We start from the raw sequence: 23,260 nt of genomic DNA, 5'->3' as shown, positions 1-23,260 counted from the left end.
TTAGAATGTGTGATTTAATCATACGAGGATTTTGGCAAAATGCTAAGATCACAAAAAGGAAGTCCAATGCCTAGCCATTTGGACTTCCTTTTTTGCTATATATTCTGTAAGTGGGGGTATATTGTAATCTATTTTCAGCAAGAATCAATCAATAGGGTCGGTTTGCGTTTAAAGAAGTAGAGAGAAACAGAACAGGGGGCGCATGATATGCTGCAAAATAATCGTTTTTTTCGTCTGACTTCAGGAATCGTCATGCTATTGCTCATTATTTACTTGGGCACCAAAGTAAGCTTTATATTCAGTCCTCTCGTATCCTTGGTCAGCTTACTGGTTGTACCGCTGATGCTATCTTTTTTCCTCTATTATTTATTGAGACCGATCGTAGATGTCATGGAACGTAGAAAAATCAAACGATCAATTTCCATATTACTGATTTATTTGGTCATTGGCATGTTACTGTTCCTCTTCTCATGGGGAGTATGGCCTACGCTCCGTGATCAGGTGACCAATTTATTTGAGAATGCGCCGAAGCTCATTAAAAGTCTGGTTGATCAATTAAGCCAATGGCGGCATAATCAATCCTTGAGACAAGTGCTGCCTCCGGGTGAAGACCCGCTGTCACAACTGTCAGATACGTTAAACGAAGCTTTTTCAACGCTGTCAGATTATTCGGTAAAGCTGGTATCGTTCGTATCCTACTTTTTTATCGTATTGGCTACCTTTCCCATATTGCTCTACTACATGCTGAAGGAAGGAAGCAAGTTTGGTCCTAAAATGCTTAACTTCTTTCCTAAAAAATATCATAAGGACGCGCTGGAAGTGATGGAGGATATTGATAGTGCACTCAGCAGCTTTATCGTCAGTCGAGTGCTGATCAATGTCGCGTTGGGCTTGATGATGTTCCTTGGATTTTTGATTATTGGTTTGCCTTATGCTTTGCTACTTGCCGTTATTTCGATTTTCCTTAATTTTATACCCTATGTGGGGGCAGTAGCTGCTTCTATACCTGTGGTTATCATTGGATTTCTCGAATCGCCTTCTATGGCGCTCTGGTCGCTGGTGGTGGTGATCGTTGCACAGCAAATTCAGGATAATTGGCTGTCACCGATTGTCTTTGGCAAGCAACTGGACATTCATCCGTTGACTGTCGTCATTTTATTGCTAGTTGGTGGCGATCTACTTGGGATCTTGGGTATCATTTTGGTTATTCCATTGTATATGTGTGGCAAAATCGTCATACGCAAGGTATACCATTTATTTTTGGAACGCAGAGTGGAGGATATTATGGAGTAAATGGAGGCTTTGCTGGAAATATAAGGAGTGTAAGCCGCTCTATCCCGCTTCGGGTTGTAGGGAGGCTTGGCTGTCCTCATTGTCTTGGCTGAAACTGGATTGATTTTCATCATCTGATTTCTCTATAGCAGCTGGCGACTCTGCCTCCATAGTTTGGTTCATTTGACTCGTGCCGTTCAGTATGCCGCCTTCTGAAATGACCAATGTGGGGGTCGCCGTATTTCCATACAGTTCGCCTGTCGGTGTAATGGTCAGCCGTCCTTCCGCGGTGATGCTGCCGAATACCTTGCCGGCAAGAATGACGTCCCGTGCAATGATGTCCGAACGTACAACTGCTGATTCCCCAATGACGACAGTACGAGTGCTGTAGATATCGCCCTGGAAATGACCGTCAATGCGAATGTTGGCCTCTGCCTCAATCGTACCTTCAAAGCTGGTGCCGTTCGCGAGCAGTGTATCCGTCGCCGGGGTGGAGAGCTTTTTTTTGGATTCCTTGAACATGAACGTTTTCCTCCAATCCTTTATGGTAAGTATTTTGCAAAATCCTTATTGTACATACAGCAATGGATCGACAGGTTGGTTATGCTTGACGATCTGAAAATGAAGATGAGGTCCCGTGCTTCTCCCTGTACTTCCCAGCAGGCCAATGGTCTGTCCTTTGTGAACACGGTCCCCGGGAGCTACCTGCATCCCGCTTAGGTGCATATACCAGCTTTGGAGTCCGTCAGGATGCTGAATGATGATGCAATTGCCACGGGCTCCGCTGGAAGCGGCCTCCAGCACAGTGCCTGCCCCTGCCGCATAGACAGGATCACCGGATTGACCGGCAATGTCCACGCCAGAGTGAAAAGCGGATCTACCTGTAAATGGGTCGCTGCGGTAGCCGAAGCTGGAGGTCATGCGCCGCGAACCAACAGGCCAAATGGAGGGCCTCCCTTGTTCAGCAAGTGCCAGTCTGCGGGTCTGGAGCAGCTGTGCGGCTTGTTGGCGCTCCAGGTTCTGCTGGACGGCGTTTGCCTGTTGAATAGAGCGCGGAACCGTACGCTCCACAGTGTCTAGCAGAGCTTCGATTTCCTGAAAATCATCCATGACCTGGCGGGCTAGAAGAGCTGTATTTTCATGCACTGCGATCAATTCACCCCCGGTATGGCCGGAAGTATCCCAGGAGAGCGGAGTTATGGTTGATTTATTGCTGCTTGCGCTGGAGGAATTTCCGTGTTTACGAATGAATTGCTGCATTTGTTGTTCCAGCTCTGTTACACGCTGGAGACGTTCGCGAATACTGGTGGCTTGATTCGTCAGCTCCATGACTTCCTGCCGCAGTCGCCCAATGGCTGCGTCTTTGTCTGCTACTGTGACCTCCATCTGCAAACTCTGGACAGCAAGATTGGTTTCCATTTGGGAAATAATATGGGAAGAACGGATTTGCAGCCCGATCACGAGCGTAGAGATTGATGCGATCACAAGGGTCGGGACGAGAATGACAGCGGCTGCGGAGCATTGTAGCTGCTTGGGCGGTTGCTGTGCATCCCGAATGACAAGCAGGGTCATCCGGCGATTTAGGCTTCCTTTTTTCATAATCGCTCCTTTCCGGACATCGCTCCTATAGTGCTTGGTTACTATCTATTCAGCTTAAGAGGCAAACATGTCAAAAAAAATTGGAACTTTGTATAAAACGTAGATATATAAGGAGGCTTAGACATGCTGTGGTTGCTGTTGGTTTTAATTATTTTTATTTTTCAGACCGGGACGATTCTGCTCTTTGAATTTCGCAAGCCGTCCAAAGCGGTAGCCTGGCTCTTTATTTTGTTTTGCTTCCCGCTTATTGGTTTTGTGGTGTACTATTTTGTTGCACAGGATTACCAGAAGCGCAAAGTGGTTCGTAAAGCAGGATCACAGCTATTTCGTGAATTCCGTGAACGTCTGTGGGCGCAAACCAAGGTGATTGAAAATGTAGAGCAAATGCACAATCCCCATTTTAAGCATCAGGAGCGTCTGTTTAACCAGTTAATTCGTATGTCGGAAAACCCGTTGACAGGCTGCAACCGTACACGTGTGCTGACGAATGGGGAAGAAACCTTTGAGGCTATGCTGACAGCGATGGAACAGGCACAACATCATATCCATGTGGAGTTTTACATATTTCGGGCAGACGAAATCGGAAAAAAATTTCAGGAGGTCATGATCCGTAAGGCACGCGAGGGAGTTAAGGTACGATTCATTGTGGACGGCGTAGGGAGTTACAATTTACCCTATTCATTTATTCGCACCTGTAATGAGGCTGGGGTCGAATTTCATTATTTTCTACCGCCGTTTTTCGCCACGCTAGACCGCCGGATTAACTATCGTAATCACCGGAAAATCGTAGTGGTGGACGGCACGATCGGATTTGTGGGGGGAATCAATGTAGGCGACGATTATCTCGGAAAGTACCCAAAAGTGGGGTTTTGGAGGGATACGCATTTGCAGATTGAAGGAGATGGTGTCTATTTTCTGCAAAATGTGTTTCTTAGCGATTGGAAGCTGGCTTCGGGAGAGAGGCTGATGGACGTGAATTTATTTCCTCCACATACCTGCACAGGGGATGAGGAAGTACAGATTTTGAGCAGTGGTCCCGATCAGGTATGGGACACGATTCAGGAATTGTGCTTTGGAGCGCTCACGGTTGCCAAAAAGCGGATTTGGATAACGACGCCGTATTTTATTCCCGATCCGGGGATTTATGAGGCGCTGAAGCTGGCGGCCGTCAGTGGCATAGATGTGAAAATTATTATTCCCTACCAATCAGATTCAAAACTGGTTCACTTGGCGTCACTGTCCTATGTACAAGAATTGCTGGAGGCAGGAGTGGAGTTCTACCAATATCGAAAAGGATTTATTCACGCCAAAGTGGTGATTGTGGACGATTTGCTCGGCTCGGTTGGGACCGCCAATATGGACATGCGAAGCTTTTTTTATAATTTTGAGTTGACCGCTGTACTTTTTGCGACTTCTGCGTTAAAACGGCTTTCGGCAGATTTTGTAGAGGACATTTCCAACTCTTCAAAAATAGATTTGAACGTGTTCCGCAGACGTCCTCGATCTCAGAAAATAGCTGAAATTCTAACTCGCATGCTCTCTCCCCTCCTTTAGAGGCGGTTTTCGACGTTTTTATCAATATAATCCCGCTTTATTGTGATTTATGTGCTCTTTGCTAACTTTTTTGCGCAAAATCACAGTTTTATGATATACTAATCATATAACTAAGCGCCGTAAAGGAGAGGGGACTGCGGAGAGCAGCCCCTTTTTCGGTCTAATATACCATACTGTAACGGGGGGATTTATATATGAGTGTAGTGAGCAAGGAAGTCCAAAATCTGTCTGAGATCACAGATGTAACCGGAGAGTTGACCAAGATCAGCAAAATTCCAGCTAATCCAAAGAACAAAGTAAAACGCTTATTACAGCGTGCAGCCATGATCGTGGTTGGTGCAGCGCTGATGGCCGTGGGATTGGAAATATTCCTGGTTCCTAATGGCGTTATTGACGGAGGCGTTACAGGTATCTCCATTATGGCCTCCAAGATTACTGGTTATCCGCTCGGTATTTTCCTGACCCTGTTGAACCTTCCATTTTTACTTATCGGTTACAAACAAATCGGTAAAACCTTCGCTTTATCCACATTATTCGGTATCGTCGTTATGTCCATCGGAACTGCGTTACTTCACAATGTAAGTGCATTGACTCCTGGGGAACCGCTGCTTGGCGCTATCTTTGGGGGTGTCATTCTCGGCGTTGGGGTGGGTCTTGTGATTCGGTCCGGCGGCTCGCTGGATGGGACAGAAATCGTAGCTATTCTCGTCAGTGAAAAAACTCCTTTTTCGGTCGGTGAGATCGTACTGTTTGTTAATATTTTCATTCTGGGAAGTGCGGGTTTTGTGTTCGGTTGGCCGAATGCCCTGTATTCCATGATTGCTTATTATATTGCTATGAAAATGATTGATATTACGATTGAGGGTCTGGATCAGTCCAAATCGGTCTGGATTATTAGTGATAAATATCGTGATATCGGAGATGCCCTGACGGACCGTCTTGGACGGGGTGTAACTTACCTGGAAGGTGAAGGCGGCTTTACAGGCGAGAGCAAGAAAGTGATTTTTGTCGTCATTACCCGACTGGAGGAAGCGAAGCTCAAGAGCATCGTTGAGGATTGGGACCCGCACGCCTTCATTGCGATTGGTAATATTCACGATGTGAAGGGCGGACGTTTTAAGAAAAAAGGAATACACTAGCGCAAGGGGACAATTTCTCAGCCTATGGCTGCGGGGTTCGTCCCCTTTTTTGTGCTTCAAAGCATGGATCAGGTTGGGTGTGTTTTGGAACGCATATGCTTGAGGAGGTCCTCTACAGGCTGGGGAGGAACCTTGTCGATCAAGTCGCCTATCTGGTTTAACCGTTCCTCAATATTCAGCAAATGGTAATCAAGTGGTGACACATCCTGCCGTACCTCTTCCCAGGTTAGTGGAGTGGAGACCGTAGCGCCGGGACGTGCCCGTGGAGTATAAGGAGCGGCTAAGGTTTTTCCCTGATAATGCTGCAAATAATCAAAATAGATGGCTGTTCCGCGATCCTTCTTTAATCGTTCCAGTGTGAATAGATGCGGGTGCTTTTCCGTTACAAATTGTCCAACCAACAGTCCGATGCTGCGAAGCTCGTCAAAGGTGATGCCTGGACGGATCGGGACGATAATTTGTACACCCGTGGCCCCGGAGGTTTTGGGGACAGAGTCCAACCCAAGCGAAGCTAATACTTCGCCTACAATGGAGGCAGCCTCCATAATGCGTGGCTCGACCTCTCTGGATGGATCAAGATCAATCATCCATTCACAGGGCAGTTGGCTTCCTGCTAGGTGCAGAGAGGGATGAAATTCCAACGCAGCTTGATTACCGAGCCAGAGTAGTTGGGGCAGCTTGCCAAGCACGATATACTCAATGCCATCATGCAGAGCGGTTTCAATATAATCTGGCCGAGGATGTGGGGCATTTTTCTGATAAAAAAAGTCCCCATGAATCCCATGTGGCCAACGGATGACAGTCAGTAGACGCTGATGGCAATATTTAAGCAGGAAGGGGGCCAATACCGCAAGCTTGCGAAGATATAGCGCCTTAGTTACACCTGCTTCGGGCCACAGCGGTTTATCCGGGTTTGTGATCGCAATTTCATGACCTTCAATCGTAATCGTACCTTTAACAGCTCGTCCCATAGTGCTATGCTCCTTTGGCTAACATGCAGCAAGATCATTATTTACAGACAGCTGGCTGCACTTCTAAATCTACATAAGGTTTAAGATGAACGTGCAGCACAGAATTTATCCATTAAGGGGATTGACAAGATACACTATGTATCATAAATTATAATAAAAATACGATGTGTATCTATTAAAACGTCTTGAGCAGAGGTAGAGGAGGAATGTGCTTGATTGAAAAGCAAGGCGGAAAGCTAGTATTTTTGTTGAGTGTCCCTCGAAGTGGAAGCTCGCTGCTAACCGCCATTTTGCAAAACCATTCCCGTCTGTTTGCCACGCAGGAAATGTGGTTTCTGCTCAGTTTATATGATCTTCCTCAGTCACATGCCCGGCCATATGGAGGAACAGGAATACTCCGGCAATTTTTTAAAGGCATGGTCCCTCCACAGGTATTGGAGCAGGCCTCTCGTTCGTATGCACTTGAAATATATAATGGCCTGCTTCAAGGGACGACCGCTGATATGCTTATCGACAAATCACCGCGTTACTATACAGTGCTTGAATTTTTAGACCGTTTGTTCCCGGCTGCCCGCCGAGTATGGCTTATCCGCAATCCTTTAGCCATCGTCGCCTCGTTTAAAAAGGTTAATCAGCTCCGGGGCGGACACTTTCACCTGCTGAAGGAACTGGGGAGTCCGCATTTTAATATGAAAATGACAGATATTACGGTTGGTTTGTTCCGTTACGCTCATTATTTTGCCACACCTCATCCACTTGCATACCCGCTGATGTATGAACAGCTCGTAGCCAATCCAAGGATGGAGATCGAGAAGCTGTGTCATTTTCTGGGGATCCATTATGAGTCGGGAATGGAAAGGTACGGGAACTTTGCGAATACGCCTCAATCCAGTCTTTTTTATAGCATGGGAGCGGGTGATCCGTTTGTCATGGAGCATGAACAGGCGCATCAGAATTCGGTACATAGCTGGCAACATCTGTTAAGTAAAATGGAAATTGAACTGTATTGCAGAAGTGTTGGAGCTCGCTTGTTTAGGCAGCTTGGTTACGGGGAGGCGCTGGAACAGGCTGAGCAGATGACTGGAGTCCGTTTTGAAGATGATCCGGATGTAGAGCTGTTGAGTCGACGTACACACCAATTCCTCCAACAAAGTGGCTTTGAATGGAAGGCAGCTTATCGGATGATGGAAGAACACGATGCGGATAACAGAGTATTCATGACAAATGCAACCCGTCATGCAGCACCTCACAACCCGGCAAGGATGGATATATCACAGGTCGTGAGTGATAGACGAATTCAATCGCTGGAAAACAGACTGGCACATAGCTTTGAAGAGCGGAACCGGCTTATCGAGCAGCTCCAAAGCTATCAGCGCCCTAGCCAAGGTATCGGATCCCGCCTATTTGCCCGTAAGCTCGGGCGCTGGGCGTCTGTAGTGTTATCAAGTATCGGAAAAGAAAAAGGGGGGAGAACGTGAGTGCAATTGCCGGAATCTATAGATTTGGGCATGAGTCTGTATATGCTGAAGAAGGCGAGAGAATGATGCAAACTCTGCAAAAATATCCCGCTGACCGCGTGTGCACTTGGTGTGAAGGTTCCATTTTTTTGGGATGTCATGCCCAGCATGTGACCCCCGAATCTGTCCATGAGCGTCTTCCCTTCTATGATGAGCTGAGAGATTTGGCCATTACGGCCGATGCGATCATTGACAATCGTTCTGAGCTGTTTGAACGGCTAGCAGTTGAGCAGGGGCGGCGACAAGGTATCACGGACAGCGAGCTGATTTTGCTGGCATATGACAAATGGGGTGTAGATGCAGCAAGCTATCTGATAGGCGATTTTGCCTTTGTCATTTGGGATGCTAAGAAACATCGGTTATATGGTGCTAGAGATATGACAGGCAATCGTACGCTGTACACCTACCAATATGACGGAGGATTTGCGTTTAGCACGGTAGTCGCTCCGCTATGGGTTCTGTCCTCTCTGCGAAAAGAACTGCATGAACCATGGCTGGCCGAATTTTTATCGATCCGTGCAATGCAGGAATCCGTCGATATTGGAACGACCGCCTACAAGCATATCAATCAGTTGCCTCCTGCACATTGGTTCACCATGGAAGAGGGAAAGCGATCGCTCCGTAAATATGCATGTCTGGATGAGGTAGAGCCGCTGCGGTTCAAAACAGGGGGCGAATACATAGAAGCTTTCCGCGAGGTATTCTCACAGGCGGTAACTGCCCGATTACGGACGCATCGCGCCGTAGGGGCTGCCCTGAGTGGGGGATTGGATTCCGGAGCGGTTGCCAGCTTTGCCGCACCAGCGCTGCACTTACAACACAAGCCGCTACATGCCTACAGCTATGTACCTGTTCAAGATTTTACAGATTGGACACCGCCTACATTGCTGGCGAACGAACGCAGCTATATACAGTCCACAGCTCGCTATGTGGGCAACATTCATGAAAATTATATGGATTTTGAGGGGAAAAGTCCGTTTTCTGAAATTGATATTTGGCTGGAGCTGATGGAGGCTCCCTACAAATATTTTGAAAACTCCTTTTGGATCAGAGGTTTTTATGAGAAAGCACAGGAACATAATGTCGGTGTTCTGTTGACTGGGGCACGTGGTAATTTTACCGTATCGTGGGGACCTGCAATGGATTATTACTCCCGTCAGTTTCGTCGTTTACATTGGCTGCAATCCTTGCAGGGGGTGTGGCGATACAGCAAGCTTACGGGCAATCGTATGTCTCATCTACTACCTGTGATGTTGAAAAAAGCCACTTCACTTGAAGCCCGTACATGGTTGCGACGCGGCAATCGAAGTCCGATTCCTTCACTGATTCACCCGGAGTTTGCCAAACGGATGAATGTAGAAGATATTCCTGTATTGAGTGGAACAGGTTGGAGGAAAAATGCCGATCAGACAAGAAAAGAGAAGTTTTCGAATTTGGCGATTGCCAACAAAAATGGTGTTATGGCGACCAAACTTTCACTTCGTTATGGCCTGTGGGAACGTGATCCGACCGGGGACAGCCGTGTAATTCGCTTTTGCTTATCGGTGCCTTTTGAACAATATGTACAAAACGGTCGGGACCGTGCTCTCATTCGTAAAGCTATGCGTGATCATCTCCCTGATGATGTTCGGTTGAACCAGCGGGTACGCGGCGTACAGCCTGCTGATTGGCTACATCGTATGCTCCCTTGCTGGGACACGTTTATGGGAGAACTGCAAGTGATGTGTCATGATTTGCGAGCTGCCGAATATCTCAATATGGACTACATTAAGACGGCTATGGCGAAATACCGACATCCCCGTCCGGAGCAGGCATCTGATCCGAATATACGACTGTTTATGCACAGCCTGATCGTGTACCGTTTTCTCTGCGGTTTGAACTGATTTGGATCTATCCGATCGGACGGTGTGCCATTCGTGGGAGGGGAGGTGATGAGATGAGTAAAAAAGAATGGCAGGAACCGACGATTGAGGTGCTGGATATTAACCAGACTATGGCGGGTAAAGGCTGGAAACAGATTGATTGGGTGTCAGATCATGATGCCGATCTGTATAATCCCAGCTAACGGATAATTATACATGAGCCGATGTTGGGCTGAGATCCAGAAAGCTCACCGATCACGAGCCGTCTTTATTTCTTTCGGGTTAGGTTGGACCGGAAGAAATAAAGACGGGATTTTAAGAACAGGGGAGTGGTTCTAGCGTGCATGACAGGAGTGCCCAAATCAGTTGGGTGAAATATACAGCCTTTGGACTCAGGATTGCCAGTGAGCTGACTCTGCCTGAGCTGATCCCGGCAGAACCGGGATTGGTAGAGGATGTGGTCATTCGACAGGTTGATTTGTCAGCATGGAGGGACCAACTGGAGCAGACCAATTTTGTAATGCAGGGTGAACGCTTTATGTTCCTAATACCGGGCACGGCCATTTATGCCATCAGGGGAGGCCAGGAAATCGAGGTAAGTATGTTACCTGGGGCTGATCCTGACACCGTGCGGCTGTTTGTACTGGGCACATGCATGGGTGTTCTACTGTTGCAAAAACGGATTTTGCCTATTCACGGAAGTGCGGTTGCCATCGGAGGTCGGGCCTACGCATTTGTAGGTGAATCCGGCACGGGAAAATCGACGCTGGCTGCTGCCTTTAGACAGGCTGGCTATCAGATGATCAGTGATGACGTGATTGCTATAAACGTTACAGCTTCCGCAGCTATCGTATATCCGGCCTATCCGCAGCAGAAGCTGGGGCTGGAAAGCTTGCTTCAACTGGAGGCATTACGGGAGAACAGGCATGTACGACAAAGAAAGCACGTTCTTTCCCTAACTGACGACAATCCTGTAAGGGCACAATACCGAGATTTGCGTAGGATTGCAGGTGAGTTCAATAAATACGCTGTGCCTGCTGTGGACGAATTTTATAACGATCCGCTTCCCCTGGGCGGCGTATTCGAGCTTGTGAGCGATTCTCCCAACCGTGAGTTGATGCGGGAAGGGGAGCCAGTGGCCGTTACGGAACAGCCCTTGAACAAACTGGAGTGCTTGCATACTTTACTACAGCATACATATCGTAGGGTGATCATTCCGCGAATGGGTTTGGGTGAATGGTATTTTGATACAGCGGCCCGGATGGCTCGGAAAGTGGAAGGCTGGCGACTGCTGAGGGATAGCTCCTTTTTTACGGCGTCCGAGGTTGTACAACGGGTACTTGAACTCATTCATAAGGAGGAAAAGAGTTATGGCAGCCACTAATCCAGCTAAGGATCATTATCGCGTCACGTATGGTGAAGAGGTCTATGTAAGTGATATGGACGGAGAAAAAGTGATGATGAGTATTCATACTGGAAAGTATTATAATTTGGGCTTCACCGGAGGACGGATCTGGGAACTGGCAGAATCCAGTCCTTCACTTGGAGATATTGTAACTGTCCTGATAAATGAATATGAAGTGGACGAGGAACAGTGCAGACAGCAGGTACATACCTTTGTAGCTGAATTGGAGCGGGAAGGATTGCTGAGACTCCTGCGGGAGTTGGACTAACATGCGGATACAACGGCTTCTTCTCTTGCCTCCAGAGGTCAGGAGATTGTTCCCGGAAGCCTGGCTGGAGCTGGGATGCGCGAGATTTCGCCAGCGTCGTTCTTTTGGAGATTACTCGGGGGCTTGGGGAAAATGCATGGAAGAAACCCCCTGGCAGTGCGAGATCGGGCAGGAGAAGTCTATCCGTCACATTTCACAAGCTGTGGATTTGGCCAGCCGTTATACTCCTTGGCGCAGTAGCTGTCTTGTACAAGCCGCTGCCGCTATGACGTTGCTGGTACGCAGAAAACTGGACTGCACACTGTATCTGGGCACAGCCAAAAATGCTGCGGGACAACTGGCCGCACATGCATGGGTACGCAGTGGGCCGATCTATGTTACGGGAGAACGGGAGATGGGGGCGTTTACCGTAGTGGGAATATTCGGGAGACGTGCTGGGACAGCTACAAATACGAAGACAGCGGATAAAGGCAGTTCTTTGTTTTAGTGTGAGAAAAAAAGAGTGTTCAAAGAATCGAAGGAGAAGAATCCATGACTACCAAGTCTATTTTGGAACTTGCGAATTGGAATGAGGATCAAGAATTCACGTTATTACTCTCTCTACTTCGTAAAGACGTCAATCTATGGCAGGATACGGCGACTGCTTTCCAGCTGCAGGAGATGGATTGGTCCCGCTTGCTGCGTCTGACAGAACACCATCGTGTGGTACCTACAGTGTATCTCCAGCTGAAAACGTTGAATCACCCGTTCATCCCCGCAGAATTGCTGCGAAACCTTCAGGAACAATATCAACGAAACACGCTACGCATGCTCCAGCTTCAAGCAGAAGCCGAGCGTCTGACCAGGCTGCTCACAGCTCATGGAATCCGTGTGCTGATGCTGAAGGGTCCTGCTCTGGCGCAGCAATTATACGGGGATGTTTCCCTGCGTACCTCTAAAGACATTGATTTACTTATTGCCCCGGATGACATGGATGAAGCGGAGCGTTGGATGAAGGAAGCCGGATATGCGTCCAAAAGCGGAGAAGTACGCGTCCTTGGTAGCTGGAAGTGGAAGGATCATCATGCCTCCTTCCTACATCCGCAAAAGAGGGTAGAAATCGAGTTGCACTGGCGGCTTCACCCGGATGGAGGGCGGGAGCCCTCCTTTGACGAGCTTTGGGACTGTCGGCAAATAGGGAAGGCCGCAGGAGTTCGAGCCAGTCAGATGGCACCGGCGACTTCTGCCGACAACAGGAATGTGATGACATCCTGTATGTATACGCTTGGCAGCGAGCATCAATTTCTATACTTGAGCGCACACGGAGCGCGTCACGGCTGGTTCAGGCTGCGCTGGTTAGTAGACATCGACAGGCTTGCGGTACGCGCTGTCGATTGGGGGGCGCTACTGCCGCTAATGCGCCGTTACGGGGGCCTGCCTGCGGGCGGGCAGGCTTGGGCGCTGGCCGCTGCGCTGTTGGGTACGCCGATCCCGGAGCCGATGCGTCCGATATCGGCTACCCGGCAGGCGCACAGGCTTGCGCTGAGCGCACTGGCCTTTATGCAGGCCAGCGTCCCCGCGCCGTACCCGGTTGCCAATCGGGCGGGTACAGGCAGACTCGTTCGGTCAGAGCTGTTGCCCAGCGTAGCCTTGACCGAGTCGATGAATACCGCCCCTTTGAGTGGCGGTATTTCAGCCAGTGGAGCCGTAGGCGAAGCTGTTCTTTACGCCGTCAAGGATGCTGCTGACATACCGAAAGATGCCAGCAGTATCCTTGGTGACCCGATGAATACAGTGAACACTGCTGTAAGCAGCCTTTCCAAGCCTGTAGGTGCTACTACAGTCGCCCCCAGTCCAGCCATTGCTGGAGCTACAACAACAGCGTTTACCCCTCAGCCGGTTAGCCGCGCTTACTTGCTTTCCTTAAAGGAGCCAAGGCACAGACTATGGTATCTCATCAGCCGTTTGTTTCCTTCTACGAGGGATTCAGTCGTTTTTCCACTGCCTCGCCAGCTGCATTTTTTGTATCTTCCTTTACGTCCATTACTTTGGCTGAAGCGGCGATTTACAAAGCACTGACCCGATAAGGAGTGTACATTATGACTCACCTGCGAATATATATGACCAAGCTGTATGCTGTGAACGGCGGGGCGTTAATTCTTAATATTGGATGTATGATCATCGTCAGCTTACTGGAAGGTGTCGGCATTTATATGCTTATTCCTATGCTGGCGGCCATCGGTGTATTTGGTGGTCATTCAGAAATGCCATTTCTGTCGGATGGATTTGATTATTTTTTGCCGTACATTCCTAAAAGCTGGCTGTTGCCGGGGATGTTAATGCTTTTCGTAGTGCTGCTTACAGGGCAGGCTTGGCTTCAGCGTTACCAGTCCATTCTCAGCTCGCGGATTCAGCAGCGTTTTATGCGTTGCCTTCGCATAGACGTATACACTTCCTTTATGAAGGCGCAGTGGGCTTTTTATTTGCGTCAGCGTAAATCTGATTTTAGCCACGTGATGACGACCGAGCTGGCGCGTGTCAGTCAGGGAACGAATTTGCTTCTTCAACTGACCACAGCCGTCATGTTTACGCTAATCCAGATTGCGCTGGCTTTTTGGTTGTCCCCTTCTTTAACCGGGCTGGTGTTTTTGAGTGGACTGGTGTTGTTTGTCGTGTTCCGTCGCTCCATCCGAAATGCCAAACAATTAGGTGATCGTACCACTGAACTGTCACAGGTTTATTTTGCCGGAATTACGGATCATATGAACGGGATGAAAGATATTAAAAGCAATCTGCTGGAAGCGGCGAATATCCATTGGTTTCGCTCTCTGACACAGCGTATGGAGGATAATACGACTCAGTTTGTTCGACAAAATGCGACCACGCAGTTTTTTCATCGCATAGCGGCAGCTGTTTTTGTCGTTAGTGTCCTATTTGTGTCGCTCCAGTGGCTGCATGTTACACCTGAAAGATTGATTGTGCTCATCCTTATATTTTCCCGCTTATGGCCCAGGTTTGCCCTTATTCAAGCGAGCCTGGAATACATCATGTCTATGATCTCTGCTTTTGAGAGTGTAACCAAAGTGCAACGAGAATGCGAGGCTTTCTCAGACCCCTCGTTGATCGGGCTTACATCTTCTAAGGCTCATGTCCCCTTCGATTCATCGGTATATCATCTACCATCTATATCTGCACGGCAACCCCTATCCCTTCGTAATGGAATAGAATGCAGCCATTTGGATTATTGTTACGAGGGTGCGGCAGAACCTACACTACGTCATATTAATTTGTTCATACCCGCCCGGGGAATGACCGCCATTGTAGGCAAATCAGGAGCAGGCAAAAGCACCTTGGTTGATGTCCTGATGGGTTTTTTACGCCCAACTGAGGGACAGATTAAAATCGATGGTCATGTGCTGGATGACGAATTGCTGCCGCTGTGGCGGCAGTCGTTTGGTTACGTGTCACAGGACCCATTTCTGTTCCATGCGACCATCCGCGAAAATTTGAAGCTGGCTGATAAGGATGCCAGTGAACAGCAGCTATGGGAGGCGCTACATTTTGCAGCCGCAGACAACTTTGTATCCAGACTGCCTGAAGGGCTGGACACGGTCATTGGTGATCGCGGGATCCGTCTGTCCGGGGGAGAGCGTCAACGGCTGGTATTAGCGCGGGCCATTTTGCATCATCCTCCTATACTTATTTTGGATGAAGCGACAAGTGCGCTGGATGGTGAGCATGAGGCTGCAATTCAGGCAGCATTGGAACGGATGAAAGGTCAAATGACGTTGATCGTGATCGCTCACCGTCTGTCGACGATCAGACATGCGGATCAAATTGTTGTAATGGATCAAGGTGAGGTCATACAGCAGGGGAACTACCGCCAATTGGAAGAAGAGGAGCGGGGGGCGTTTAGTCAGCTACTATCGTATCAAAGCAGTATCAGCGCCGCCCCTTAATCAGACTTTTCTGTAAAGCTCAAGTTTCTTTACGTTTGGTGGTGCTTCTTCTCTTTTTGACTGGAGTCGGAGAGAGGGTGTCGCCTGCCACAGCCTGCTGTGCTGTCACGGCTGCTGGTTTACGCGTAGGACGTTTTTTCGCAGCAGGACCAGGATCGGTAACGACAGGCTTCACTGCCTCAATACTGGCTTGAAGGGCAGCCATTAAGTCAACCACATTGGTCTGAGGCTGTGTTGGGGCAATTCGCACCTCTTCACCAGCCACTTTATGCTGGATAAGATCCAGCAGACGCTCGCGATACTGATCCGTATACTTTGTTGCATCAAAAGGGGTAGACAGCTGCTCAATCAGCATTTTTGCCATGGTCAGCTCTTTCTCTTTAACCTCCTCCTGTCCAGGTAAGTTGGGAACTTGAGCAATGGGACGGATTTCGTCCGGGTAAAACATGGTCTCCACCGCCAAGCATTCTTCCAGCACGCGAATGGCTGCCAGACTACTTTTCGAGCGGATGGAGATTTGGGCAATCCCGATTTTCCCGGTATCCTTCATTGCATTCATGAGTAGCTTATACGCATTCGAGCCAGCCTGATCCGGGGACAAATAATACGTTTTTTGAAAGTAGATCGGATCAATTTCCTGTAAATCCACAAAGTCCAAAATTACGATATTTTTATCGGCTTGTCCGCTAACTTGCTCCAGTTCTTCTTTGTCGAACATGACAAATTTTCCTTTTTCATATTCGTACCCTTTTCCAATTTCCTCCCATTCAACCTCCTTATCACAAACAGGGCACTTCCGTACATAGCTTAGTGGACTCCCACACTCCTTGTGGATATAACGCATGGAAATGTCCTTGTCTTCAGTAGCTGAAAACATTTTAACTGGCACATGAACCAGCCCGAAGCTGATCGCGCCTTTCCAGACCGTATGCATACCGCCAGTCCTCCTTTTTTTAATCCGCATATTTCATATTTCGATCCGGGTACCCGGGCTGTGAGCATTTCATTTTTACTTAGTATGCTTCGTACAAAGGATTGTATGAGGTGCAAATGAAGGCTGCCAATTGCTTTCACTTGCGCATGGTTTCGGTTTTTTTGGTGAATGTTAAGCCATATCCGATTCAAAAGGAGGTATACAACTGATGCCTAGAAAACCCTATCCTCAGCAGATCAGTCATCGTGTGGGGCAAAGTCACATTGCCTTTCGAGGGCCTGCTGGAGGCGAACAGGATGCATTGCCGCCCGAGTTTGCTCTTTCACATGGAACGCCGCCGCCTTTTCCCGTAGCTGTTGCTCATGTGGATATGGAGGCGGTAGTTTCAACATCGCCTTCTCATAGCTTTCCTTCATTGGATGTGGAACGGATTATAGACGAAGACTAGGTGACCTATATTTTGAATTTTGCACAAAAAAAGAGTAGGAGGAGAACAGCATGAACGTGGAACGAGCAAAAGCCATTTATGATTCATCCGAAACGATTGCCGTCCAATTGGATGGCAAACCGATTTGGATTGAGCATGTAGATGAAGCGAATGGTATGGCAACGGTACAGATCGGCAGCAGACCTGGTGATACACAAACCGTTCGTGTAGATCGACTGGAAGAACAATAGAAGAGAGGCTCCAACCTAAAAAGGCTCGCAATTGCTCAATGAGCAATTAGCGAACCTTATTTTATATAATGAATGCGATTGTGAAGACAAGTTAAACGCCAGACAAGTTAATTTGAAGGTGGAACTGATTTTTTACACTGCAATGGTCTTCAAATGTGGAGAAACCATCAACTCAGCCTCTGTCGCCATTTGAACATCTTCCACCGACAAACCTGGAGCAATTTCCTTGAGCATCAGCCCTTTACCCGGAATAACATCAATGACACCTTTTTCGGTTACAATGGTCTTTACCACATTTACAGCGGTTAGGGGCAGCTTGCATTGTTTCAGTATTTTCGGCGCCCCATTTTTGTTCACATGCTCCATGGCTACAATCACTCTCTTGGCTCCAACCACCAAATCCATGGCCCCACCCATGCCTGGCACCTTTTTCCCGGGGATCATCCAGTTTGCAAGGTTGCCTTTCTCATCGACCTCCAGGGCACCCAAAACGGTGACGTCCACATGCCCTCCACGTATGATGGAAAATGAAAGCGCACTGTCAATAAAGCAGGCTCCTTTCACGGTTGTAACGTAGTTTCCGCCTGAATCGATACAATCGAGTCTTTCTTTTCCCGGAGCTGCTTTGGGGCCAACGCCGACGATTCCGTTCTCCGCCTGCAGCATAATATTAACGTTTTCGGGGATGTAGTCCACCGCCATTGTAGGCAATCCAATACCAAGATTAACCACTTCACCATCTTTGAATTCCTGGGCTATTCTTCTAATAATCAATTCTCTATTATTCATTATCTCCACCCACCTTTACAATCGCGTCGACAAATATTCCGGGAACGTTGATATGATTAGGGTCGATTTCCCCCGCTTTCACGTATTCGTCTGTCTGAGCAACTACATACTCGGCTGCGGTAGCCATCACCAAATTGAAGTTGCGTGAAGAGCCGTTGATGACAAGGTTCCCCGCTTCATCAGCTTTATGGGCTCTGATGAGCGCCACATCGGCTTTGAGCGGTAGTTCGAGCAGATATTCTCTTTCGTCAATTTTGATTTTCTTTTTTCCTTCCTCTACAATGGTGCCTACACCTACGGGGGTTAAAATACCACCCAAACCAGCTCCGCCTGCGCGTATTTTTTCAGCGAGCGTCCCTTGCGGGAAGAGTTGAACATCCGCTTCTTTCGTCATCAGGAGTCTTCCCGTTTCCGGATTGGAGCCGATATAGGATGCAAAAATCCGCTTGACTCTGCCACTTTTCACTAGTCTATAAATAGATAATTCCGGTGTGCCTGTGTCATTGGAAATGATCGTAAGATTATCAGCGGAATTTGAGTCGACAAGCGCACGCACCAGCTCCTCCGGAATGCCTCCTTGCATAAAACCTCCAACCATCACCGTGTCTCCGTCTTTAATTTTCTTAATTGCTTCTTCAGCGGAGTTTACTTTTTTATTCATGGTTCCGTCTCCTTATCTATTTTTAGGAAAGCAAACTTTATTGGAGATAATCGTATAGGACTCTTCCATATGGAAGCGTTAAATCGGCAATAAAATGTTTTCCGCCAACATAAGTTTTAACCGGCAAATCTGCCACAGGAGCATTGACATGGGGGATCAAGCTTAATCTGGCAGGCCCTGACCAGGCTCCTTTTACAGTAATATTTTCAAGATTATATGCCACTAGCTGAGCAATTTTAGGAGTGCCGTCCACATCAGGAATTAATTTTAAATTAACTTGCGTTTTTGCGATGGCTTTAGCCGTTTCCTTTTCATCAAGCACGTTATATTTGAAAGGGGTGGTTCCCATAGCTACCAGGACGTTATTGTAATGCAATGTACCCGTCAGCGTCTCTGTATCCTCAACGACCAGGCGAGGCTTCGCCCATTTTTTCGGAAATCCCCAGATTTCACGTCCTCCCAGAATAGCAGGTGCATTATCCAAATACATTTGGGCAACAAAATTACACGGTTCTCCCTGAAAAGTACACGGAATGACAATACCGCTTTCCTCATAGCTTCCCAAACCGGATGAATCGGGCATTTTGATCCATTCATAGGAGACCGTATTACTTCCATCTGGCTGAAGTGGTTCCGGGACCGCCTGTCTTATCGCAGCGGGATCGGATTCATAGGTAATAATGAAGAATTCCCGGTTGATGAAGCGGCATGGCGGGCGTCCATAACTGCCGCTGGCCGCAGGCATGGATTGAAGTGAAAGTACATCTTTTTGATTCATAGCGTTCTCCCTTCCTTTTTAAGAGGTATTTCAACAATCATTGAAAACGAACTTTAAATGAGTGCATTTTCAACCAGCATTGCTATTCCCATTCCCGTTCCGATGCATAACGAGACTACGCCGTAACGTGAAGATCTGCGCACCATTTCATGAACTAACGTAACCAATACCCTAGCACCGCTTGCACCAACAGGATGACCGATTGCGATCGCGCCGCCATTGACATTGACCTTTTCCGGACTGACTCCCAGCTCTTTTTGCACCGCTAGTGCTTGTGCAGCGAACGCTTCATTAATTTCAAAGAGATCAATGTCATCAATCGACATTCCCTGTTTCTTAAGCAGTGACGAAATGGCTTTTACCGGTCCCATTCCCATATATGCAGGGTCAACACCAACAAGCGAATAACCCTTGATATATGCCAACGGCTTTAACGCATGTTCCTTACATTTATCTTCCGACACGACTAACATAGCCGCCGCACCATCATTGATTCCCGAAGCATTTCCGGCAGTAACCGTTCCGTTCTCTTTAAACGCAGGTTTCAAGTTTGAAAGTTTTTCTTTCGTCGTATTTCCTCTTATGTGTTCGTCTTCTGTGAAATAAGTAGTTTCTTTTTTGTTTTTGATCATGACCGGAACAATTTGCTCTTCAAAAATATTGTTGTTTTTTGCTTCGAAAGCCTTTATCTGGCTTTCATAGGCGAATGAATCTTGCTCCAGTCTTGAGATTCCATATTTTTCGGCAACATTTTCGGCGGTAATTCCCATATGGTAATGGTTGATCGGGCATGTTAGGCCGTCAGCCACCAGGGAGTCTACCAATTCACCGTTGCCAAGCTTGTAGCCGTTTCTTGCATTTTTTAGCAGATAAGGGGCGTTCGACATGCTCTCCATGCCTCCAGCCAAGACGATGTTTCCTTGCTCTGCCAATATTGAATCGTAAGCTAACGCGACGGCATGAAGTCCTGAACCGCAAACCGTGTTTATCGTTGATTCGGGTACATCAATGGGGATACCCGCTTTTAGTGCCGCCTGTCTGGCAGGATTTTGACCATTGCCCGCTTGAAGAACATTTCCCATAAAAATTTGATCAATCAAAGAAGGCTCTAATTTACTTTGCTGAAGGCATGCTGTCATCACGGTTGCTCCCAATTCAGGAGCGCTTAGAGGCGCAAGGGTTTTGTTAAAAGAACCGACCGCTGTTCTCAACGGGCTTACTATAGCTACTTTTTTCATAAAAACTCACATTCCTTTCGCTGTGTTCGAGACACAATACATCCATGACTGCACTTCAATTCGTAATTTCCGGTCCTAACCTGCGAAACGTAGAAACTGCAAGATACATTTACATGTGGGCATATCATGGTGCCTAAGACAGTGAGTATGACGGTCCGATCGCCTTCTTTCCTTTCTGGAAATTAAAACCAGAATTATCATAGTTCTAATACAGATTTTGCTCAATGTTCAAATCTTTACATATATCCAAATATAGAGCCATATCTTCCACAATAAATAGGCCATCCTAATGTTTTCTGTTAATTTCTTGATCTTTCTGAAAATTGTGATCAAAAATTGAATTTTATGTTAAATATGAAATTTCAAATCAACCTGTGAAAATGATTTCTTAGCAAATTTCATTTAGATCATCGCAAGGGAGGAAATCCCTTTATATGTAAATTCGTAACTGACTTATAGCATCTAAAAAAGCTAGGCAGGTTGCCAATCCAAATGAATACATTCGGAATTCGGATAAACATCAATCCATATATGCCTGGGCCATCTATAGCAATGACGTTATAACGTCAGTGTTGTTTATTTGCTCGCGTGAACAAAAAAAGAAGCCGACCTGCTTGAAAGCAATCGGCTTGGAACGTAAAAAATTCACTTCTACATCTCATGAAAAATGTACATCTGCCGTTGTGAGCAAACGTGCAAAACGATTACCTAGCACGGCATTGTGATGAGCTACGATTTGTTCGCCGCTCAGTACCTCGCTATCAAATGTACTATGCGCATCCGATACGAGCACGTTGTTCTGGTATCCCAGACTATAGGCGCTTCGGCAAGTCGTGTCGAGACAAAATTCAGTCTGCATCCCAGCAATAATCAGCTGTTCCGCCCCCAATTCCTGGAGCACATCACGCAATTCAGTTTGGTAGAAGCTGTCCCAGGATGATTTTCGGACAATTCGTTCATGAGGAAGAGGACGCACCACGTCGGCGATGGCCCAACCTACACTGTTTTCCCGGAAATCCTCATCCGCTTCATCGGTATGCTGCACGAAAATTACTGGTGTGCCGGTAGCTCTGGCTTCGGTCAAAAGCTGCTGTAAATGCGCTACAACTTCCTGCTCACGATACAGCTTATCATCATACATGAACATTGCCTGCTGAACGTCAATCAAGAGTAAAACGGTTTGTCCCATCAGTTTGATTCCCTCCTTGTGTGTAACACTTAACTTACAATAGCATGTCTTCATGCCTTGCGGCGACATAAGGTGAACTATATAATAAAGAACAAGTTGGAACGGTCCGATTCGGACGAAAGGTGATTAAAAGATATGACAATTTCGCAGGAACAGTTTGTATTCCGTTCTGTCTCAGAGGCACACACCGGGACATTAGCAGGCTTTTTGGCAGCCCAAGCGGTTCCCGGAACCGTGATTGTGCTGGATGGAGATCTGGGAGCGGGCAAGACTGCTTTTTCCAAGGCTTTTGCCAGCCATTTAGGTGTACCGGGTATCGTAAATAGTCCAACCTTTACTCTCATTAAGGAGTACGAGGGCCGATTGCCTTTGTATCATATGGATGTATACCGGATTTCCCAAGACGAGGCGGAGGATCTTGGGCTGGACGAATATTTTTATGGGACAGGAGTATGTCTGGTGGAATGGGGTAGTATTATACCGGATATGTTGCCGGATCAGCGGCTTCACATGTATATAGAAACAACGGATGTAGGGGAGCGCTTGATTCACCTGACCGGGTACGGCGAGCCTTATGAACAATGGTGCCGCATTTTGCGGGAGAATGGAGTTTGAACCATGCAAAGAGAGCATACAGATGTAAATGAAAAGCCGCGTGAGCGGTTTTTGACGTTAGATACAGCGACGACCGTAATGGCGGCCGCCCTAATGAACGGAAAAGAGCTGCTGGGAGAAAGTAACGTTTATGGCGAACGCAATCACTCGGTGCATGTCATTACGGAGCTGGAACGGCTTTTGAGCGAAGCAGGACTGACACGCGATGATGTGGACGGTCTTGCAGTAGGGGTTGGACCGGGATCTTACACCGGTATCCGAATCGCGGTGACCGCAGCCAAAACACTAGCTTGGGCCTGGGGCGTTCCGGTGACATCCATTTCCACTTTGCACGCTTTGGCGTGGGGTGGTTGGAACCGTGGTATCGAGCTGAAGGGGCAAGAAGGCAAACATGAGTCTGTGAATAACGACTCGCCCGGGGCGCAGCCTGCAGATTGGATTGTACCTGTGCTGGATGCGCGCCGTGGTCAGGTGTACACGGGACTGTTCGCCACAAATACAGTTAAAGACATCGGTAGCCCGCAGCGGTTAGAGCCGGATGCCATCCGGTTGATGACTGCGTGGACCGATGATTTGCTGCAACGTTTGGAGGCTTTGCCTGCCGAGGAGCGTCCTGCGGTGATTTGGCTTGTCGGTGAAACGGCGGTTCACGCCGAAACAGCCGAGCGCTTGCGTGCATGGAGCGAGCTTCGTATCGTGCCTTATGAACTGGAAGGAAAATGGGTTGGCCGCCTTGGGGCGGATAAGCTGCTTCGTCAGGAATATGACGAGCTACATACGCTGGTTCCGAATTATACCCAGCTGGCGGAGGCGGAAGCCAATCTGCTTCGTCAGCGCTGAAGAGGCGGTGAGC

Annotated in this window: 24 protein-coding genes; 15 read left to right on the top strand and 9 right to left on the bottom strand. The window is 47.8% G+C overall.

All coding sequences use genetic code 11. The features are described 5' to 3' along the window. Nucleotides 1–207: 207 nt before the first annotated feature. Entirely contained in the window at nt 208–1,293 is a 1,086-nt protein-coding gene (locus ACXHJ2_RS17290) for an AI-2E family transporter (RefSeq protein WP_165080470.1), read from the top strand. A 39-nt stretch (nt 1,294–1,332) separates the two neighbouring features. On the opposite strand, the gene ACXHJ2_RS17285 is transcribed toward ACXHJ2_RS17290, so the two are convergent. Continuing rightward, complete coding sequence (locus ACXHJ2_RS17285; RefSeq protein ID WP_137078044.1) at nt 1,333–1,794, bottom strand: bactofilin family protein; 462 nt, start codon at nt 1,792–1,794, stop codon at nt 1,333–1,335. Between the two features lie 45 nt (nt 1,795–1,839). Further along, nucleotides 1,840–2,871 carry a M23 family metallopeptidase gene (locus tag ACXHJ2_RS17280; protein WP_014599540.1) on the bottom strand — a complete coding sequence of 344 codons (1,032 nt, stop codon included), beginning with the start codon at nt 2,869–2,871 and terminating at the stop codon, nt 1,840–1,842. A 123-nt stretch (nt 2,872–2,994) separates the two neighbouring features. Between ACXHJ2_RS17280 and cls the strand changes: the two genes are divergently transcribed. Together cls and ACXHJ2_RS17270 are read left to right on the top strand one after the other, a co-directional pair. Then, a complete protein-coding gene (cls, locus tag ACXHJ2_RS17275; protein ID WP_165080472.1) occupies nt 2,995–4,425 on the top strand; it encodes a cardiolipin synthase in 1,431 nt (476 codons plus the stop codon). A 194-nt stretch (nt 4,426–4,619) separates the two neighbouring features. Beyond that, complete coding sequence (locus tag ACXHJ2_RS17270; protein WP_013369852.1) at nt 4,620–5,564, top strand: YitT family protein; 945 nt, start codon at nt 4,620–4,622, stop codon at nt 5,562–5,564. Between the two features lie 68 nt (nt 5,565–5,632). On the opposite strand, the gene ligD is transcribed toward ACXHJ2_RS17270, so the two are convergent. Beyond that, nucleotides 5,633–6,535 (bottom strand): non-homologous end-joining DNA ligase, encoded by a 903-nt coding sequence (gene ligD / locus ACXHJ2_RS17265; RefSeq protein WP_013369853.1) that lies wholly within the window; start codon nt 6,533–6,535, stop codon nt 5,633–5,635. Between the two features lie 206 nt (nt 6,536–6,741). On the opposite strand from ligD, the gene ACXHJ2_RS17260 reads away from it, so the two are divergent. The 8 genes from ACXHJ2_RS17260 to ACXHJ2_RS17225 all read left to right on the top strand — a co-directional run bounded on the left by ACXHJ2_RS17260 (nt 6,742) and on the right by ACXHJ2_RS17225 (nt 15,525). Next, nucleotides 6,742–8,013, top strand: a complete 1,272-nt coding sequence (locus ACXHJ2_RS17260; RefSeq protein ID WP_238791016.1) for a sulfotransferase family protein — start codon at nt 6,742–6,744, stop codon at nt 8,011–8,013. Then, entirely contained in the window at nt 8,010–9,935 is a 1,926-nt protein-coding gene (locus tag ACXHJ2_RS17255; protein WP_165080476.1) for an asparagine synthase-related protein, read from the top strand. Before ACXHJ2_RS17260 ends, ACXHJ2_RS17255 begins: the two co-directional genes overlap by 4 nt. A gap of 53 nt (nt 9,936–9,988) precedes the next feature. After that, nucleotides 9,989–10,117, top strand: a complete 129-nt coding sequence (locus ACXHJ2_RS17250) for a paeninodin family lasso peptide (RefSeq protein WP_013369856.1) — start codon at nt 9,989–9,991, stop codon at nt 10,115–10,117. Between the two features lie 137 nt (nt 10,118–10,254). Continuing rightward, a complete protein-coding gene (locus ACXHJ2_RS17245; protein WP_165080478.1) occupies nt 10,255–11,298 on the top strand; it encodes a dephospho-CoA kinase in 1,044 nt (347 codons plus the stop codon). After that, nucleotides 11,285–11,587, top strand: a complete 303-nt coding sequence (locus tag ACXHJ2_RS17240) for a lasso peptide biosynthesis PqqD family chaperone (RefSeq protein WP_165080480.1) — start codon at nt 11,285–11,287, stop codon at nt 11,585–11,587. The genes ACXHJ2_RS17245 and ACXHJ2_RS17240 overlap by 14 nt, the downstream gene beginning before the upstream one ends. A 1-nt stretch (nt 11,588) precedes the next feature. Continuing rightward, nucleotides 11,589–12,074, top strand: coding sequence for a lasso peptide biosynthesis B2 protein (locus tag ACXHJ2_RS17235; RefSeq protein ID WP_013369859.1), 486 nt, complete (start codon nt 11,589–11,591; stop codon nt 12,072–12,074). Between the two features lie 44 nt (nt 12,075–12,118). Further along, nucleotides 12,119–13,645, top strand: a complete 1,527-nt coding sequence (locus ACXHJ2_RS17230) for a nucleotidyltransferase domain-containing protein (protein WP_165080482.1) — start codon at nt 12,119–12,121, stop codon at nt 13,643–13,645. Between the two features lie 20 nt (nt 13,646–13,665). Next, nucleotides 13,666–15,525 carry an ABC transporter ATP-binding protein gene (locus ACXHJ2_RS17225; protein WP_165080484.1) on the top strand — a complete coding sequence of 620 codons (1,860 nt, stop codon included), beginning with the start codon at nt 13,666–13,668 and terminating at the stop codon, nt 15,523–15,525. Nucleotides 15,526–15,544: 19 nt separating this feature from the next. Here ACXHJ2_RS17225 and ku read toward each other — a convergent pair whose 3' ends face one another. Beyond that, on the bottom strand, nt 15,545–16,459 hold the full coding sequence (gene ku / locus ACXHJ2_RS17220; protein ID WP_165080486.1) for a non-homologous end joining protein Ku: 915 nt from the start codon (nt 16,457–16,459) through the stop codon (nt 15,545–15,547). Between the two features lie 208 nt (nt 16,460–16,667). Between ku and ACXHJ2_RS17215 the strand changes: the two genes are divergently transcribed. Both ACXHJ2_RS17215 and ACXHJ2_RS17210 read left to right on the top strand, forming a co-directional pair. Further along, nucleotides 16,668–16,907 carry a hypothetical protein gene (locus ACXHJ2_RS17215; protein WP_013369863.1) on the top strand — a complete coding sequence of 80 codons (240 nt, stop codon included), beginning with the start codon at nt 16,668–16,670 and terminating at the stop codon, nt 16,905–16,907. Between the two features lie 50 nt (nt 16,908–16,957). Beyond that, nucleotides 16,958–17,137, top strand: coding sequence for an H-type small acid-soluble spore protein (locus ACXHJ2_RS17210; protein ID WP_013369864.1), 180 nt, complete (start codon nt 16,958–16,960; stop codon nt 17,135–17,137). A 132-nt stretch (nt 17,138–17,269) separates the two neighbouring features. On the opposite strand, the gene ACXHJ2_RS17205 is transcribed toward ACXHJ2_RS17210, so the two are convergent. The 5 genes from ACXHJ2_RS17205 to ACXHJ2_RS17185 all read right to left on the bottom strand — a co-directional run bounded on the left by ACXHJ2_RS17205 (nt 17,270) and on the right by ACXHJ2_RS17185 (nt 21,792). Continuing rightward, nucleotides 17,270–17,926 (bottom strand): 3-oxoacid CoA-transferase subunit B, encoded by a 657-nt coding sequence (locus tag ACXHJ2_RS17205; protein ID WP_013369865.1) that lies wholly within the window; start codon nt 17,924–17,926, stop codon nt 17,270–17,272. Then, on the bottom strand, nt 17,919–18,587 hold the full coding sequence (locus ACXHJ2_RS17200) for a CoA transferase subunit A (protein ID WP_013369866.1): 669 nt from the start codon (nt 18,585–18,587) through the stop codon (nt 17,919–17,921). The genes ACXHJ2_RS17205 and ACXHJ2_RS17200 overlap by 8 nt, the downstream gene beginning before the upstream one ends. A 37-nt stretch (nt 18,588–18,624) precedes the next feature. Further along, complete coding sequence (locus tag ACXHJ2_RS17195) at nt 18,625–19,365, bottom strand: acetoacetate decarboxylase (RefSeq protein ID WP_013369867.1); 741 nt, start codon at nt 19,363–19,365, stop codon at nt 18,625–18,627. A 53-nt stretch (nt 19,366–19,418) separates the two neighbouring features. Then, nucleotides 19,419–20,603 (bottom strand): acetyl-CoA C-acetyltransferase, encoded by a 1,185-nt coding sequence (locus ACXHJ2_RS17190; RefSeq protein WP_165080488.1) that lies wholly within the window; start codon nt 20,601–20,603, stop codon nt 19,419–19,421. A 658-nt stretch (nt 20,604–21,261) separates the two neighbouring features. Then, complete coding sequence (locus ACXHJ2_RS17185; protein WP_165080490.1) at nt 21,262–21,792, bottom strand: cysteine hydrolase family protein; 531 nt, start codon at nt 21,790–21,792, stop codon at nt 21,262–21,264. A gap of 135 nt (nt 21,793–21,927) precedes the next feature. Between ACXHJ2_RS17185 and tsaE the strand changes: the two genes are divergently transcribed. Then, nucleotides 21,928–22,407: a tRNA (adenosine(37)-N6)-threonylcarbamoyltransferase complex ATPase subunit type 1 TsaE gene (gene tsaE / locus ACXHJ2_RS17180; protein ID WP_165080492.1), complete on the top strand. Its 480-nt coding sequence runs from the start codon at nt 21,928–21,930 to the stop codon at nt 22,405–22,407. A 3-nt stretch (nt 22,408–22,410) separates the two neighbouring features. Beyond that, nucleotides 22,411–23,247, top strand: a complete 837-nt coding sequence (tsaB, locus tag ACXHJ2_RS17175; protein WP_165080494.1) for a tRNA (adenosine(37)-N6)-threonylcarbamoyltransferase complex dimerization subunit type 1 TsaB — start codon at nt 22,411–22,413, stop codon at nt 23,245–23,247. Nucleotides 23,248–23,260: the final 13 nt, after the last annotated feature.

This window comes from Paenibacillus sp. ALE3 (assembly GCF_054113405.1).
The sequence above is the reverse complement of the archived record's forward strand: the minus strand, read 5'-3'. Positions and strand labels throughout refer to the sequence as shown.